General features: G+C 67.0%; 16 protein-coding genes. 4 read left to right on the top strand and 12 right to left on the bottom strand.

Annotated elements, in window-relative coordinates; all coding sequences use genetic code 11:
- Positions 1-7: 7 nt before the first annotated feature.
- A complete protein-coding gene (locus tag IP86_RS12335; protein WP_054162828.1) occupies positions 8-496 on the bottom strand; it encodes a winged helix-turn-helix transcriptional regulator in 489 nt (162 codons plus the stop codon).
- A gap of 80 nt (positions 497-576) precedes the next feature.
- On the opposite strand from IP86_RS12335, the gene IP86_RS12330 reads away from it, so the two are divergent.
- Positions 577-1,446, top strand: a complete 870-nt coding sequence (locus IP86_RS12330; RefSeq protein WP_054162827.1) for an SDR family oxidoreductase — start codon at positions 577-579, stop codon at positions 1,444-1,446.
- A 132-nt stretch (positions 1,447-1,578) separates the two neighbouring features.
- On the opposite strand, the gene IP86_RS12325 is transcribed toward IP86_RS12330, so the two are convergent.
- Entirely contained in the window at positions 1,579-2,172 is a 594-nt protein-coding gene (locus IP86_RS12325) for a TetR/AcrR family transcriptional regulator (RefSeq protein WP_054162826.1), read from the bottom strand.
- 129 nt (positions 2,173-2,301) lie between these two features.
- On the opposite strand from IP86_RS12325, the gene IP86_RS12320 reads away from it, so the two are divergent.
- Positions 2,302-2,946, top strand: coding sequence for a glutathione S-transferase family protein (locus tag IP86_RS12320; RefSeq protein ID WP_054162825.1), 645 nt, complete (start codon positions 2,302-2,304; stop codon positions 2,944-2,946).
- 14 nt (positions 2,947-2,960) lie between these two features.
- Here the strand turns inward: IP86_RS12320 and recO are convergent, their stop codons facing one another.
- The 9 genes from recO to rpoZ all read right to left on the bottom strand — a co-directional run bounded on the left by recO (position 2,961) and on the right by rpoZ (position 11,146).
- On the bottom strand, positions 2,961-3,707 hold the full coding sequence (gene recO, locus IP86_RS12315; RefSeq protein WP_054162824.1) for a DNA repair protein RecO: 747 nt from the start codon (positions 3,705-3,707) through the stop codon (positions 2,961-2,963).
- Positions 3,708-3,756: 49 nt separating this feature from the next.
- On the bottom strand, positions 3,757-4,152 hold the full coding sequence (locus IP86_RS12310) for a hypothetical protein (RefSeq protein WP_054162823.1): 396 nt from the start codon (positions 4,150-4,152) through the stop codon (positions 3,757-3,759).
- Positions 4,149-5,072 carry a GTPase Era gene (gene era / locus IP86_RS12305; RefSeq protein ID WP_054162822.1) on the bottom strand — a complete coding sequence of 308 codons (924 nt, stop codon included), beginning with the start codon at positions 5,070-5,072 and terminating at the stop codon, positions 4,149-4,151. The genes IP86_RS12310 and era overlap by 4 nt, the downstream gene beginning before the upstream one ends.
- The gene (gene rnc, locus IP86_RS12300) at positions 5,065-5,877 is read right to left on the bottom strand and encodes a ribonuclease III (RefSeq protein ID WP_054162821.1); all 813 of its coding nucleotides are present in this window, start codon (positions 5,875-5,877) and stop codon (positions 5,065-5,067) included. The genes era and rnc overlap by 8 nt, the downstream gene beginning before the upstream one ends.
- Positions 5,874-6,632: a signal peptidase I gene (gene lepB / locus IP86_RS12295; protein WP_054162820.1), complete on the bottom strand. Its 759-nt coding sequence runs from the start codon at positions 6,630-6,632 to the stop codon at positions 5,874-5,876. The genes rnc and lepB overlap by 4 nt, the downstream gene beginning before the upstream one ends.
- A 254-nt stretch (positions 6,633-6,886) precedes the next feature.
- A complete protein-coding gene (gene acpS, locus IP86_RS12290; protein ID WP_054162819.1) occupies positions 6,887-7,306 on the bottom strand; it encodes a holo-ACP synthase in 420 nt (139 codons plus the stop codon).
- Positions 7,303-8,067, bottom strand: a complete 765-nt coding sequence (locus IP86_RS12285) for a pyridoxine 5'-phosphate synthase (protein WP_054162818.1) — start codon at positions 8,065-8,067, stop codon at positions 7,303-7,305. Before IP86_RS12285 ends, acpS begins: the two co-directional genes overlap by 4 nt.
- A 159-nt stretch (positions 8,068-8,226) precedes the next feature.
- A complete protein-coding gene (locus tag IP86_RS12280) occupies positions 8,227-10,515 on the bottom strand; it encodes a RelA/SpoT family protein (protein ID WP_054162817.1) in 2,289 nt (762 codons plus the stop codon).
- Between the two features lie 238 nt (positions 10,516-10,753).
- Positions 10,754-11,146, bottom strand: a complete 393-nt coding sequence (gene rpoZ / locus IP86_RS12275) for a DNA-directed RNA polymerase subunit omega (RefSeq protein WP_054162816.1) — start codon at positions 11,144-11,146, stop codon at positions 10,754-10,756.
- Positions 11,147-11,487: 341 nt separating this feature from the next.
- On the opposite strand from rpoZ, the gene IP86_RS12270 reads away from it, so the two are divergent.
- A complete protein-coding gene (locus IP86_RS12270; protein ID WP_054162815.1) occupies positions 11,488-12,120 on the top strand; it encodes a LabA-like NYN domain-containing protein in 633 nt (210 codons plus the stop codon).
- Between the two features lie 4 nt (positions 12,121-12,124).
- Positions 12,125-12,799, top strand: coding sequence for a uracil-DNA glycosylase (locus IP86_RS12265; RefSeq protein WP_054162814.1), 675 nt, complete (start codon positions 12,125-12,127; stop codon positions 12,797-12,799).
- Here IP86_RS12265 and IP86_RS12260 read toward each other — a convergent pair.
- On the bottom strand, positions 12,796-14,685 hold a 1,890-nt coding region (locus IP86_RS12260), incomplete at its 5' end, for a ComEC/Rec2 family competence protein (RefSeq protein WP_054162813.1). The genes IP86_RS12265 and IP86_RS12260 overlap by 4 nt on opposite strands.

Genomic DNA, 14,685 nt, shown 5'->3' with positions numbered 1-14,685 from the left:
CGAGGCATTAACTCCCGGCCAGGACCGGAGCAAGCGCAACCCGGCCCTCCGGCGCAGCCACTGCGCCTTCGCCGCCGTCGAACCGGACCCGCGCCTTCTCAATGTCCGGGAAATGCTGCTCGGCCCAACCGACCAGCGCCGTCAGCGGCCCCAGCACGGACTCGCCCATCGGCGACAGCCGGTATTCGACGCTCGGCGGCTTGGTCGGAAAAACCTGCCGGGAGACCAGCCCGTCGCGCTCCAGATCGCGCAACGTCTGGGTCAGCATCCGCTTCGAAATGTCTGGAACATCGCGCAATAAAGCATTGAACCGCATCGGCTTCTCGGCGAGCGCGATGAGCAGCAACGTACTCCATTTACTGCCGAGATGATCCAGCACGTTGCGCACCGGGCAGCGCGACGCGTCGAAGCCGAGCTCGCGCCAGGCGGCGTAGCGGTCAGTCAAGGTGGCGCGGTGCGCGGCGACAGTCAGGTTATCTGCAGGTGACCTTGTCACGAAATACTGCCTCCTTACGCGGCCAGCTGTAGGTCTCCATTATAGACCTACCCTCAACCGAAAACCACCAGGAGATCCTGATGTCCGCCTCCCGTTTCCTCGTCACCGGCGCCAGCGGCCAGCTCGGCCGGCTCGTCGTCGACGGCCTGCTCAAGACCGTCCCGGCTGCCCAGATCGGCGTGCTGGTCCGCAGCGACAAGGCCGCGGCGGAGTTCGCCGCGCGCGGCCTGCACGTCCATAAGGGCGACTACGGCCGCCCCGAGACCCTCACGGCGGCGTTCGCCGGCGTCGACCGGGCGCTGCTGATCTCCTCGAGCGAGATCGGCCAGCGCGCCGTCCAGCACAGCAACGCGATCGACGCGGCCAAGCAGGCCGGCGTCAAGCTGCTTGCCTACACCAGCCTGCTCCATGCCGACACCTCGCCGCTCGGCCTCGCCGAAGAGCATCGCCAGACCGAAGCGGCGCTGAAAGCCTCCGGCCTGCCCTACGCCCTGCTCCGCAACGGCTGGTACAGCGAGAACTACGCGGCATCGATCCCGGCCGCGCTCGCGCATGGCGTGCTGCTCGGCAGCGCCGGCGACGGCCGCATCGCCTCCGCGGCGCGCGCCGACTACGCCGAGGCCGCCGTCAAGGTGCTGACCGCCGACGCCCCGCCTGCCGGCCGCATCTATGAGCTCGCCGGCGACGCCGCCTACACGCTGACCGAGTTCGCGGCCGAGCTGAGCCGGCAGAGCGGCAAGACCGTGGTCTATCAGAACCTGCCGGAAGCCGACTACAAGGCCGCACTGGTCGGCGCCGGCCTGCCCGAGCCATTCGCCGCCCTGCTGGCCGATTCCGACGCCGGCGCCGCAACGGGCGCGTTGAACGACGCCGGCGGCGACCTCGGCCGCCTGATCGGCCGCCCGACCACACCGCTGGCGGCGACAATTGCTGCGGCGTTGAAGGCTTAAGACACCCCCTCGGTCATTGCGAGGAGCGAAGCGACGAAGCAATCCAGAGTCCCGTGCGTGCGGCCGCTGGATTGCTTCGCGGAGCCTGTGCCCGGACGGCGCGAAGCGCCGATCCGGGTGCTCGCAATAACGTCAGCGTTTTCCGATCAAGCCGCGCACCAGTTCAAGCAAGGCGGCTCGCGTCTCCTTCTTGAAGCTCCGCCGCGGAGCTGCGAGCTGCTCCAGCACGACACCGACCACGGCGGAGACGAAGATCCCGGCGTGCAGCTCCGGCGCGCGCGACCCCGCTGCGGCCAGTGCCAGCTCGGCGCTGCGTCGCCAGGTCTGATGCCATTCGGCGACGATCGGCCGATACCGGTCGTCGCGCGCCGCGGCCAGAAAGGCCTCGTAGCAGGCGATGTGAATCTCGCCTTCGCTATCGAGCTCTTTGGCGTACCAGCCGACCAGCGCATCGATCCACGCCTCGAGATCGAGCGCATCGCTTTGCAGCTTCAGCGCCAGCGCGCGCAGCCGTGCCACCTCACGCGTCAAGGCGAAATTCAGCGCGGCCTCGACCAGCAGATCACGCGTGCCGTAGCGATGCGTGATCGCGCCCAGCGACATCCCGATCTCGGCCGCCACGGCCCGATGCGTGACAGCCTTGAGCCCGCCGCGCCCGATCAGGCGCAGCGTCGCGTCCATCACCTCGCGCTCACGCGCATTGGTTTCCGGCTCGATCATATCCATCGATTGACAGCCGCTCGATTCTGAACGAACTCTAGACAGAACATTTGTTCTGTTTTCCGAATCTTGTGTTCCACAATCTTAAACACCCGGACGGGGCCATGTGACGGCACGCCCCGGCAAGGAGGCCGAATGCCCGCCTATCGCCTGCACTATTTTCCCGAATCCGGAAACAGCTACAAGCTGGCCCTGATGCTGACGCTGTGCGGCCAGAGCTTCGAGCCGGTCTGGACCGATTTCGGCAGCGGCATCACCCGGACGCCCGAATGGCGCGCGCGCGTCAATGCGATGGGCGAGATCCCGGTGCTCGAAGAGGATGGCGCGCGGCTGACGCAGACGGCGCCGATCCTGCTGCAACTCGCCGAGCGCTACGGCCGGTTCGGCGGCGGCACCGCAGACGAAAAATTCGAGGTGCTGCGCTGGCTGTTCTGGGACAACCACAAGCTCAGCAGTTACGCCGCAACCTATCGGTTCGCCCGCACCTTCATGCCGTCGGCCAACACCGAGGTGCTGGCGTATTTCCGCAAGCGGATCGACGACTATCTGACGATCGTCGGCACGCATCTGCGCGACCACGCCTTCGTGGCCGGCGATAGCCCGACGATCGCCGACATCTCGATGATGGCCTATCTGTCGTTCCCGGACGACGAGACCGGCTTCGACCTGCCTGCCCGCCACCCGGAGGTGCAGGCCTGGCTCGGCAGGATTGCGGCGCTGCCAGGCTGGCGCGCGCCCTACGACCTGCTGCCCGGCCAACGGCTGCGGCGCTACGTCTAAGCGGCGGCGCGCGCTCACGGGATCGCGACCCGCGCCATGGCACGCGCCACCGCATTGATGAAGCCGTCGCGGGCATCCGAATGCCCCTGCCCGCGCGGCTCCAGCACGTTGCGCAGCAGGAAGCGGCCGGTCAGGTCAAAGCCGTCGCGCAGGTCCTCACCCGACCAGCCTGTCGCGCCGTCCTCGTCGCGCAGGAAGGCCGGCAGCCGCAGCAGCTTGTCGCGCCACGGTTCGCCCGCAGTGCGCGACACCGCGCCGCCGGATTTCGGCGAGACGTAGATCAGATCAGACGTGGTGCCGGTGGCCGCACAGGTCGACAGATCCAGCCCGAAGCCGAGCTCGGCCAGCATCGCCAGTTCGAAGCGGATCAGATACGCCGCCGCCCTGCCGACGTCGTCGAAATCGTCGAGCGTGTGCTCGAGCATCTCGTAGATCTCTTGATGCGGATCGCGCTCCGGCAGCAGCCGGGCGAGCGAGGCGAGATGCGTCACGCCATAGACTGCGTGCGACGACGCCAGCATCGTCGCGGCGCGCAGCCGTGTGCCTTCGAGCTGGTAGTAGCCGAGATGCTCGTCGAGCCGCGCCCGCCACACCGCCAGCACGCTGTTGCCGGGCTGCAGCAGCGGCCGCAGCCGCGACGACGCGCCGCCGCGCACCATGCCGAGGTGCCGGCCGTGCTCGCGGGTCAGAAGCTCGACGATCGCGGCGGATTCGCCATGCCGCCGCACCCCGAGAATGATGCCCTCGTCGTTCCATTCCATGCGCGGATCGTACAGGATTTGCCGGCGCCGCGCAGCCGGGGCGGCCGGATCAGGCGGTGAACCAGCCGCGGGCGTCGCCGGTGTAGGACAGATAGATCCCCGCCCCGGTCAGGGCGCAGGATACGATGTCGATCCACAGCCCGGGCTCGATGCCGCTGGCGCTGATGATCTGCAGCAGCGACACCACCGAAAACGCCAGCGACGCGGTCAGCACCGCGCGGGCCCATTTCTTGCGGCCGTGGGCGGCGAGCCAGACCAGATAGGTCAGCAGGATGATCAGCCCGGCCGCGATGGTGTTGGCGGCGGCGATCACGCTCGCCGACATGTCGGCGTCCATGGTGCGGTCCTGAAACGCGACGGAGATGCAGTCGAGGGTCAGCGAAGCCAGCAGCAGCACTTCGAACCAGTAGACGTTGCGCGGGACGCTCGGCGTGGCGTCGGTCATTCCTTGGGAAACTCCAGGCCCATCTCGCGGTAGCGGTCCGGGTCGTTCTCCCAGTCCTCCCGCACCTTCACGAACAGGAACAGGTGGACCTTCTGTTCGAGAATCTCGCCGATCTCGCGGCGCGCGTCCGCGCCGATCGCCTTGATGGTCGCGCCGCCGGCGCCGAGCACGATCTTACGTTGGCTCTCGCGCTCCACGAAGATCGTCTGCTCGATCTTTACCGAGCCGTCCTTGCGCTCCGTCCAGCTGTCGGTCTCGACTGTCGACTGATACGGCAGTTCCTGATGCAGCTTGCGGAAGATCTTTTCGCGGGTGATCTCCGCCGCGAGATGCCGCAGCGGCGCGTCCGACATCTGGTCTTCGGGATAGTGGAACGGCCCCGGCGGCACCTTCTCGGCCAGCAGGCGGCGCAGATCGTCGACGCCGTCGCCGGACAGCGCCGAGATCATGAAGGTGCGCTCGAACGCCAGCTTCTCGTTGGCCTTCTGCGCCAGCCCGAGCAGCTTTTCGCGCGGCACCAGGTCGATCTTGTTCAGCACCAGCAGCTTCGGCCGCGCGACATTCTGCAGATTGTCGAAGATCGCCTCTGCCTGCTCGTCGAGACCGGCGCGGGCGTCGAGCAGCACGCAGACCAGATCGGCGTCGTGCGCCCCGCTCCACGCGGTCTTGACCATGGCGCGGTCGAGCCGGCGCTTCGGCGCGAAGATGCCGGGGGTGTCGACCAGGATGATCTGCGATGCGCCTTCGACCACGATGCCGCGGATCAGCGCGCGCGTGGTCTGCACCTTGCGCGACACGATGGTGACCTTGGAGCCGACCAGCGCGTTCACCAGCGTCGACTTGCCGACATTGGGCGCGCCGATCAGCGCGACGAAGCCGCAGCGGCTGCTCGCGTCAGGCGTCTCGATCGGTTCAGACATCGTTGCTGCCACTCACGCCTTCGCGGGCGAGCATCACCGACGCTGCCACTTTCTCGGCCGCGCGCTTGCTGCCGCCGATGCCCTCGGCATCTTCGAGCCCCGGCAGGCTGACGGCGACGCGGAATTGCGGATCGTGATGCGGGCCGGTGCGCTCGACCTCGCGATACACCGGCGTCGGCAGGCCCTTGCCCTGCGCCCATTCCTGCAACACCGTCTTCGGATCGCGCAGCGACCGCGCCGGCTTCTTCATCCGCTCGGTCCAGTTGCGCTGCACGAAATCGGCCGCGGCCGGATAGCCACCGTCGAGATATACCGCGCCGATCACCGCCTCGCAGATGTCGCCGAGCACCGACTTGCGCAGCCGCGCGCCGGCGCCGGCGCCCACCGTGCCGAGCCGGATGCCCTCGTCGAGATCGAGGCTGCGGGCGACGTCGGCGCAGGTTTCCTTGCGCACCAGATCGGCGAGCCGCTTCGACAATTCGCCCTCGTCGGCATTCGGGAACGCGCGATACAGCATGTCCGACACCACGAGGCCGAGCACATGGTCGCCGAGAAATTCGAGCCGCTGATAGCTGTCGGCACGGTTACGCGCCGACTTCAGTGCCGAGACGTGGGTCAGCGCGGTGTTCAGCAGCGACGGATCGGCAAAGCTGTGGCCGATCCGCTGTTCGATCGCGACCGCCGTGGCTTTCGACTTCGCCCTGCTGCGACGCTTGCGGCCAGCCGGCTGCTCGGCCGCCGGCGGCGACGCAGGCTGGTCGCTGGCGGTCGGCGGGCTGTCGATGCTGCTCACGTCCTCTTTCATCGCACGATCGTGAAGATACGTCCCCAGCGCACCGCGGTCGGCCACCGCCAGATCTGCCAGGCGTGCTCGCCCTCGGCGATCGAGAAGAAGATCATCTGGGCGCGGCCGATGATGTTCTCGTATGGCACGTAGCCGACGGCGGACAGCACGCGGCTGTCGGTCGAGTTGTCGCGGTTGTCGCCCATCATGAAGAAGTGCCCGGGCGGCACGGTGTAGACGTTGGTGTTGTCGTAGAAGCCGTTGTCGACGCAATCGAGCGTGTCGTAGCTGACGCCGTTCGGCAGCGTTTCCTTCCAGCGCTTGACGCGCGCGGTCGCCTCCGAGCCGCAGGGATCTTCGCCGACATAGTCGTCGAGCCGCTCGCGCTGCACCGGGTTGTCGTTGATGTAGAGCCGGCCCTCGCGCATCTGGATGCGGTCGCCCGGCAGCCCGATCACCCGCTTGATGTAGTCGGTGGAGTCGTCCTTGGGCAGCCGGAACACCACGACGTCGCCGCGGTTCGGATCGGAGCCGAAGATCCGCCCGGAGAAGATCGGCGGCGACAGCGGGATCGAGTAGTGGCTGTAGCCGTAGGAGTATTTCGAGACGAACAGATAGTCGCCGACCAGCAGCGTCGCCTTCATCGAGCCGGACGGGATGTTGAACGGCTGAAACAGGAAGGTGCGGATCACCAGGGCGATGATGAGGGCATGGATGACGACGCGGATCGTCTCGCCGATGCCGCCTTCAGATTTCGTACCGGATGTCACGCTCATCGCTTTCCCGATTGCCGTCGCGGTCGCTGCGCGGTGGACGATAGTTCTCAGGTGAAGCGAGCCGCTCCGCGATGAGAAACTGCTTGGCGGCAGGGGGCCGGAATCCGGATTCCCTCACCGTAGACTCGACCCGCCGAGGGTTCCGCGCGGTTGTAGACCGTTGTCGCGGGGCGTGCAATCAACTGTCCGGTCAAAACTCACTAATGCTATGACGAATCAGGGAGTTCTGCGCCGGACGCCGGCCTGCGGCAGGATCAGGCCGGGAGCGCCGGGACCGCCGAGATCACCACGAAGGCCTGGGCCAGCGGCCATTCGTCGGTGATCGACAGGTCGATCTGGGCGGTCATGCCGGCCGGGGTCAGCGCGTCGAGCCGCGCTTTGGCGCCGCCGGTCAGCACCATGGTAGGACGCCCGCCTCGCTGGTTGACCACCCCCATGTCGCGCCACCACACGCCCTGGCGGATGCCGGTTCCGAGCGCCTTGGAACAGGCCTCCTTGGCGGCGAACCGCTTGGCGTAGGTGGCGGCCACCAGCTTCGGCTGCTGGTCGCGCCGCGCCGCCCGCGCCCGCTCGGTGTCGGTGAAGATCCGGTCGGTGAAGCGGTCGCCGTGGCGCTCGATCACTTTGGCGATCCGGGTGATGTCGATCAGGTCGGAGCCGATGCCGATGATCATGCGGCGGCGACCTTGGCCCGGCCACGCTCCATCGCGGCGCGCATCGCCTTCACGGTCTCCGCGAGGCCGACGAACAGCGCCTCGCCGATCATGTAGAAACCGATATTGAGTTCCACGATCTGCGGCAGCGCCGCGATCGTCTCGGCGGTGGCGTAGTCGAGCCCGTGGCCGGCGTGGACCTCGAGGCCGGCCGAGCGCGCCAGCGCCGCACCGGCGACAATGCGCCGCCATTCCTCGGCCGCCCTCGCCGGCTCGTCGTCGGTGATGGCATCGCACCACGCGCCGGTATGCAGTTCGATCGCCGGCGCCTTCAGCTTGGCCGCCATCTCGATCTGCGCCGGATCGGCCGCGATGAACAGCGACACCCGGATGCCGGCATCGTTGAACCGCGCGATCGACGGCGCCAGCGAGTCGCGCTGGCCGACGACGTCGAGCCCGCCCTCGGTGGTCAGTTCCTCGCGCCGCTCCGGCACCAGGCACACCGCATGCGGCTTCACGCCGAGCGCGATGCGCACCATGTCGGGCGTCGCCGCCATCTCGAAATTCAGCGGTTTGGAGATCTCCGCCTTGAGCCGCTCCATGTCGTTGTCGCGGATATGGCGGCGGTCTTCGCGCAGATGCGCCGTGATGCCGTCGGCGCCGGCTTCGATCGCGGTCAGCGCCGCGCGCAGCGGATCGGGATGACGGCCGCCCCGTGCGTTACGCACGGTGGCGACGTGATCGATATTCACTCCGAGGCGAAGCGAAGAAGCTTTGGACATTGGCGTAGACCGCTCAAACTTAGGGATGGATATCTTTCGTCATTGCGAGGAGCGAAGCGACGAAGCAATCCAGCTCGGTGGACGACGCACTGGATTGCTTCGCTTCGCTTGCAATGACGAAACGTACTAACGCTCGATGCGTGTGGACGACTTCTAGCGTCATCCGTTGACGCGCTCGACATGGGCCACCACCGCTTTGGCGCGAAGCTGGGCGATGATGGCGCTGAGATGCTTGAGGTCGTAGACCTCGAGATCGATGGTGAGTTCGGTGAAGTCCGGCGAGCGCCGGCTCATGTTGATGTTGTCGATATTGCCGTCGTGCTCGGCGATCACCGAAGCGATCTGCGCAAGGCTGCCGGGCTCGTTGACGTTCTGCACGAACAGCCGCGCCGGGAAGCGCTGCGGCGTGGTCTCGTCGATGTCCCATTTGACGTCGAGCCAGCGCTCCGGCTCTTCCTCGAACTCCTTCAGCGCTGGCGAATGGATCGGATAGATGGTGATGCCCTCGCCCGGCGAGACGATGCCGACGATGCGATCGCCCGGCACCGCGCCGCCGTTCGGCGCGAACTTCACCGGCAGCCCCGAATGGATGCCGCCGATCGGGACGGCCGGCCCGACCTTGCCGGCCTCGGGCGTCGGCTTGATGCCGGGCTTTTCCGGCTTCTTGCCGCCGAACCGTGCGGTCCGCTCTTCCTTGTAGTCGGGGTACATCGCGCGGGCGACGTCGGACGCCTTCATCTCGCCGCGGCCCACCGAGGCCATCACGTCTTCGATCGAGGCGCGCGCCAGCCGCGGCAGCGCGCCCTTCAGCTTGTCGTCGGCGTAGTCGATCTTGGCGCGCGCAAACAGCCGCTCGACGATGCGCCGGCCGAGGCCCGCATACTGATCGCGCATCGCCGCGCGGGTCGCCCGGCGGATCGCCGCCCGCGCCTTGCCGGTGCGCGCCAGCGACTCCCACGCCGCCGGCGGCGCCGACTGCACGCTCGACGTCAGCACTTCGACTTCGTCGCCGTTCTGCAGCTCCGACGACAGCGGCGCGAACTTGCCGTTGATCTTGCAGCCCACCGCGCTGTTGCCGACGTCGGTGTGCACCGCATAGGCGAAGTCGATGACATTGGCGGCGCGCGGCAGCGCGATCAGCTTGCCCTTCGGGGTGAAGCAGAACACCTGGTCGTGGAACAATTCGAGCTTGGTGTGCTCGAGGAATTCCTCGGGGTTCTGCGCCTCGGACAGCATCTCGATGGTGTGCCGCAGCCAGGCGAACGCGTTCGACTCACGATTGAGCAGCTCGGTCGGCGAACCGGCGCCGTCCTTGTAGAAGGCGTGCGCGGCGATGCCGTATTCGGCGATCTGATTCATGTCGTGGGTGCGGAACTGCAGTTCGACGCGCTGTTGCCCGGGACCGATCACCGTGGTGTGCAGCGACCGGTAGTCGTTCTGCTTCGGCGTCGAGATGTAGTCCTTGAACCGCCCCGGCACCATCGGCCAGGTGGTGTGCACCACGCCGAGCGCGCGGTAGCACGACGGCACGTCGTCGAGTACGACGCGGAAGCCGTAGATGTCGGACAGCTGCTCGAAGCCGACCGACTTGCGCTCCATCTTGGTCCAGATCGAAAACGGCCGCTTGCGCCGGCCGGTGACCTCGGCGGTCAGGCCGTTCTTGGCAAGGTTGGCGGAGAGCTGAGTTTCGATCTCGCCGATCAGGTTGCGGTTGCGCTCGGCGAGCGCGTCGAGGCGCTGCATCACCACCGCGAAGGCTTCGGGATCGAGCGTCCGAAACGACAGGTCCTCGAGTTCCTCGCGCATCTCCTGCATGCCCATGCGGCCTGCGAGCGGCGCGTAGATGTCGAGTGTCTCCTCGGCGATGCGCTGGCGCGACGCCGGCGGCACGAAATCCAGCGTGCGCATGTTGTGCAGCCGGTCGGCGAGCTTGATCAGCAGCACGCGAACGTCGTTGGCGATCGCCAGCAGCAGCTTGCGCAGGTTCTCGGCCTGCTTGGCCTCGCGCGACACCAGTTCGAGCCGCTTCAGCTTGGTCAGGCCTTCGACCAGCGCGCCGATCTCGTGGCCGAACAGCTTGTCGATCTCGGTCCGGGTCGCCTCGGTGTCCTCGATCGTGTCGTGCAGCAGCGCCGCCACGATGGTGGCATCGTCGAGCTTGAGGTTGGTGAGAATCGCCGCGACTTCGAGCGGATGCGAGAAATACGGATCACCGGACGCCCGCGTCTGCTCGCCATGCGCCTTCATGGCGTAGACATACGCCCGGTTGAGCATGTCCTCGTCGGTGTCCGGGTTGTACGACCGGACCCGCTCGACGAGGTCGTATTGCCGCATCATCCGGGCACGCGGCGCGCGTGGCTTCGTAGCGGGGGGTGGCTCGGCCACCGCAGGTGCCGCCGAATCGGCCATCGCTTCCATCTGCCTCGACATGCGGCGCCCTGACGCCATTGTTAAAAACCTCGATCGCGGCGCCAAGCACCGCAAGTTCGCTTCAGATCTTCCGGAAATCCGCTTCAGCAACAGTAAAGCGTTTTGACCTGATGGGAAGATAGACGATCAGGAAAAGCTGCCATTCCGGCAGAGGTTTGATCGAAGGCAAGGCATTGTGAGCGGACCGCAAAAACAAACGGCCCGGAGCGATCCGGGCCGTGTGCGGAATTGGGACATTCGCGAGCGGCGGTGCGCCCTACTCGTCTTCCTCGGGCTGCTCTTCCGGCGGAGCCAGGCCCTCGAGGCCCTTGAGCAGCTCCTCTTCGGTCATCCGCTCCAGCGCGACCTCGGTGTCGTCGGCATCGACGCTGGCGCCGGCCGAACCGATCAGCGGAACGGTATCCTGTTCCGGCTCGTCGACCTCGACGAACTTCTGCAGCGAGTGCACCAGCTCTTCCTTGAGGTCTTCCGGCGAGATCGTCTGCTCGGCAATTTCTCGAAGCGAAACAACGGGATTCTTGTCGTTGTCACGGTCGATTGTGAGCTGCGAGCCGGACGAGATCATGCGAGCGCGGTGGGCCGCCAGCAGCACCAGGTCGAACCGGTTGTCGACCTTATCAATACAATCTTCCACGGTGACGCGCGCCATCGCCAGTCGCTCCGTTCAAAAGGACCAAATTGCGGGTTATCGCGCGTAGGTATAGGTCAGTGAAGGGATGCGCAAGAACCAATTTGTCATTTGGCCGTATCCTCCCACTCTGATAATGAACTTTTTGTCCGGCGATGGGGACACCATCCACTGGGACGAACACGGGTCCGACAACAAAAGGCTTCTTTTCAGAAAGAAAAGTATAGAATACCGGCCAATGCTTCGTGCGGTTGAAGATTGTGCCGGCAGCCAAAGCCAACGGCTATTCGTGACATTTTGCCTTTCACGCGCGGTTTTTCTGCCGCGCCAAAAGCTCTAACGACAGAACACGAGAGATCTGGATGTCCACCTCTGCGAGCAACAAAATCGCGCTCTTCATCGATGGCGCCAACCTTTATGCGACTGCAAAAACGCTTGGCTTCGATATCGATTACAAACGGCTGCTCAAGGAATTCCAGGGGCGCGGCACGCTGGTCCGGGCCTTTTACTACACCGCCATCATCGAAGATCAGGAATATTCGTCGATCCGTCCCTTGATCGACTGGCTCGACTACAACGGCTACACCGTGGTCACCAAGGCGACCAAGGAATTCATCGACGCCTCGGGCCGCCGTAAGGTCAAGGGCAACATGGACATCGAACTCGCGGTCGATGCCATGGAACTGGCCGAACATATCGACCAGATGGTGCTGTTCTCCGGCGACGGCGACTTCCGCTCGCTGGTCGAGGCGGTGCAGCGCCGCGGCGTGCGCGTCACGGTGATCTCGACGATCTCCAGCCAGCCGCCGATGATCGCCGACGAGCTGCGCCGGCAGGCCGACATCTTCACCGATCTGGTGGAGCTGCAGTCGAAGATCGGCCGCGACCCGGCCGACCGTCCGCCGCCGCGCGAGCCGCGCCACCACGCGCCGCAGTTCCTGCAGCGCTCGGCCGCGATGGCGCCGCGGGGCGGAGACGACGATTTCGAAGACTGAGACGATGCCGACGCGCGGCCCACGGGCCGGCGTACTTGCTGCGATCAACGAACCCGATCGTGACTGCCCGATGTGCCCGAGGCTCGCGGATTTCCGCCGCGAGCATCGGGCGCGCGAACCCGGCTGGCACAACGCCCCGGTCCCCTCCTTCGGCACGGCCGATGCTGCGCTACTGATCGTCGGCCTGGCGCCGGGGCTGCAGGGCGCCAACCGCACCGGCCGGCCGTTCACCGGGGACTATGCCGGCGACCTGCTCTACGCCACGCTGATCGAATACGGCTTCGCCAAGGGCAACTATCAGGCGCGCCCCGATGACGGGCTGCGGCTGGTCGGCAGCCGGATCAGCAACGCGGTGCGCTGCGTGCCGCCGCAGAACAAACCGCTGCCGGTCGAAATCAACACCTGCCGCCGCTTCCTGTCCGCCACCATCGAGACGATGCCGAAGTTGCGCGCCATCGTGCTGCTCGGACGCATCGCCCATGACTCGACGCTCAAGGCGGTGGGCCTCCGCGCCGCGCAGGCGCCGTTCGGACACGGCGCGGTGCACGACGCCGGACGCTTGCGCCTCTACGACAGCTATCACTGCTCGCGCTACAACACGAACACCGGCGTGCTGACGCCGAAGATGTTTCGCGACGTGTTCGCCCGGGTCCGCGCCGATCTCGACGCGGCCGGCTAGTCCTCGTCGCGCTGGTCCTGCGCGGCCGGGGTGGCGTCGACCGGCGCCGGGCGCGCGGTACCCTGCTGCGGCGAGGCGTCTGCCGCGGCTTCGATCGGTGCCGGCGCCCACGGCCGGTCGCGACCGCCCGGCCGCACCGCCTCGATGGCGAAGCCGTCGTCCCTGCCCCAGGTTTGCCACAAGGCCAGCGCGCCGCGACTCTTGAGCAACTGGGCGTCGATCAGCCGCGCCGCGCAGTCCGGCGGCGAGGCAGTTGTCGCGACCACCAGCGCCGCCCGCGCGCAGTCGTCGGCCACCCCATCGACGCGCAGCGACAACGCCACCAGCCGTCCATCCCAAAGCGCCGTGACGCAGCCATCCGCATCGCACGACACGCCCTCGCGCAGCGACGCCGCATCCGGCGCGCGGGCATCCGCATCGGCGGCGAGCCACTCCTTCAGCCGGAACACATCCGCCCCGCTCTGCATCACTCGCAGCCGCCCGTCGGCGCCGCGCGCTGCGACCTGACGGCCATCGCCGGCGATCAGGATGTCCGGCTGCTTCGTCATCAGCGCCCACGTCGTCGCCGCAAGTAGCAGCAGCGCGCCGCCGTAGCGCAGCGGCGTCTGCAGCAATCCGAACAGCACGATGCCCAGCGACGCCAGCAGCAGCGGCCCGGTTCCGAACGCCGCCATGCGGCCGACCGCTCCCGGCAGCGTCGCGACCCACAGCGCCACCATGATCATCCAGTCGATGCCGATCTCCATGATCCGCCAGAACACGCCGTCGAGGCCGAACGGCATCGCGGCGAGTCCGAGCAGCCCCGCCGGCATCACCACCGCCGACACCATCGGCATCGCCAGCAGGTTGGCGATCACGCCATAGGGCGTGATGCGGTGGAAGTGATAGGCGGCGTACGGCATCGTCGCGAGGCCGGCGATCAGCGAGGCCAATGTCAGCATCACGATCTCGCGCCCGCCCCACAGCGCCGCGCGCGCCGCCGCCGAGCTATCGGCGCGTGCGAACAACGCCGGCATGCCGATCTGCACCAGCGCGACCAGCCCGAGCGTCGCGGCGAACGACATCTGGAAGCTGGGATGGACCAGCGCTTCCGGCGCGATCAGCAGCACGACCAGGGCCGCGATCGCCAGCGTGCGAAAGGTGATCGCGCGGCGGTCGACCATCACGGCGATCAGCACCACCGCGGTCATTAGGAAGCTGCGCTGCGTCGCAACTTCCGCCCCCGACAGCAACAGATAGAACGCCGCCGCGATCAGCGCCGCCGCGGCCGCGACCTTCTTGATCGGAAACGTCACCGTCAGCGCCGGGACCAGCGCCAGCAGCGCCCGTACCACGAAGAACACCACGCCGGCGACCACCGCCATGTGATAGCCGGAAATCGACAGCACATGGCCGAGCCCGGAGATGAACATCGCGTCGTTGATCGGCGTCGAGATCGCATCGCGCTTGCCGGTCAGCAGCGCCGTTGCGATCGCGCGTTGATCGCCGCCGAGCACGGCGCGGATGCGCCCGTCGATCGCATCGCGCAGCCCCTGCATGATCGCCGCATAGCGCAGCCGCCAGCCGCCATCCGCGGGCGGATCGAGCGCCGCGATGGCGCCGAGCGCGAAACCGGAGGCGGCGATGTCCTGGAAGTACAGATCGCGGCCGAAATCATACGAGCCCGGCCGCAGCGGCGACAGCGGCGGCTGCAGCCGCGCCTTCAGCGAAACGAAGCTACCGACCGCAGGTGCGGTGCCCTTCCGGACGGAGACGCGGACGCGATGCAGCGTTGGCGCACGGCCAGCAGTATCCATTTCGGTGATGCGCAGCACGAAGCGGTCGGTGCGCTCGCGCTCCTCGCGGGTTTCGACGAAGCCCTTGAGCGCGGCCGCCTGCACCGGCTT

It is taken from the genome of Rhodopseudomonas sp. AAP120 (genome assembly GCF_001295845.1).
GTDB lineage: Bacteria > Pseudomonadota > Alphaproteobacteria > Rhizobiales > Xanthobacteraceae > Rhodopseudomonas.
Note: the sequence above shows the minus strand (reverse complement) of the source record. Positions and strands in the feature narration are given on the sequence as shown.

Bases quoted from the DNA above. Each gene is read 5' to 3' on its own strand.
- IP86_RS12330 (WP_054162827.1), top strand. From the start codon at position 577: ATGTCCGCCTCCCGTTTCCTCGTCACCGGCGCCAGCGGCCAGCTCGGC.
- IP86_RS12325 (WP_054162826.1), bottom strand. From the start codon at position 2,172: ATGGATATGATCGAGCCGGAAACCAATGCGCGTGAGCGCGAGGTGATG.
- IP86_RS12320 (WP_054162825.1), top strand. From the start codon at position 2,302: ATGCCCGCCTATCGCCTGCACTATTTTCCCGAATCCGGAAACAGCTAC.
- recO (WP_054162824.1), bottom strand. From the start codon at position 3,707: ATGGAATGGAACGACGAGGGCATCATTCTCGGGGTGCGGCGGCATGGC.
- IP86_RS12310 (WP_054162823.1), bottom strand. From the start codon at position 4,152: ATGACCGACGCCACGCCGAGCGTCCCGCGCAACGTCTACTGGTTCGAA.
- era (WP_054162822.1), bottom strand. From the start codon at position 5,072: ATGTCTGAACCGATCGAGACGCCTGACGCGAGCAGCCGCTGCGGCTTC.
- rnc (WP_054162821.1), bottom strand. From the start codon at position 5,877: ATGAAAGAGGACGTGAGCAGCATCGACAGCCCGCCGACCGCCAGCGAC.
- lepB (WP_054162820.1), bottom strand. From the start codon at position 6,632: ATGAGCGTGACATCCGGTACGAAATCTGAAGGCGGCATCGGCGAGACG.
- acpS (WP_054162819.1), bottom strand. From the start codon at position 7,306: ATGATCATCGGCATCGGCTCCGACCTGATCGACATCACCCGGATCGCC.
- IP86_RS12285 (WP_054162818.1), bottom strand. From the start codon at position 8,067: ATGTCCAAAGCTTCTTCGCTTCGCCTCGGAGTGAATATCGATCACGTC.
- IP86_RS12280 (WP_054162817.1), bottom strand. From the start codon at position 10,515: ATGGCGTCAGGGCGCCGCATGTCGAGGCAGATGGAAGCGATGGCCGAT.
- rpoZ (WP_054162816.1), bottom strand. From the start codon at position 11,146: ATGGCGCGCGTCACCGTGGAAGATTGTATTGATAAGGTCGACAACCGG.
- IP86_RS12270 (WP_054162815.1), top strand. From the start codon at position 11,488: ATGTCCACCTCTGCGAGCAACAAAATCGCGCTCTTCATCGATGGCGCC.
- IP86_RS12265 (WP_054162814.1), top strand. From the start codon at position 12,125: ATGCCGACGCGCGGCCCACGGGCCGGCGTACTTGCTGCGATCAACGAA.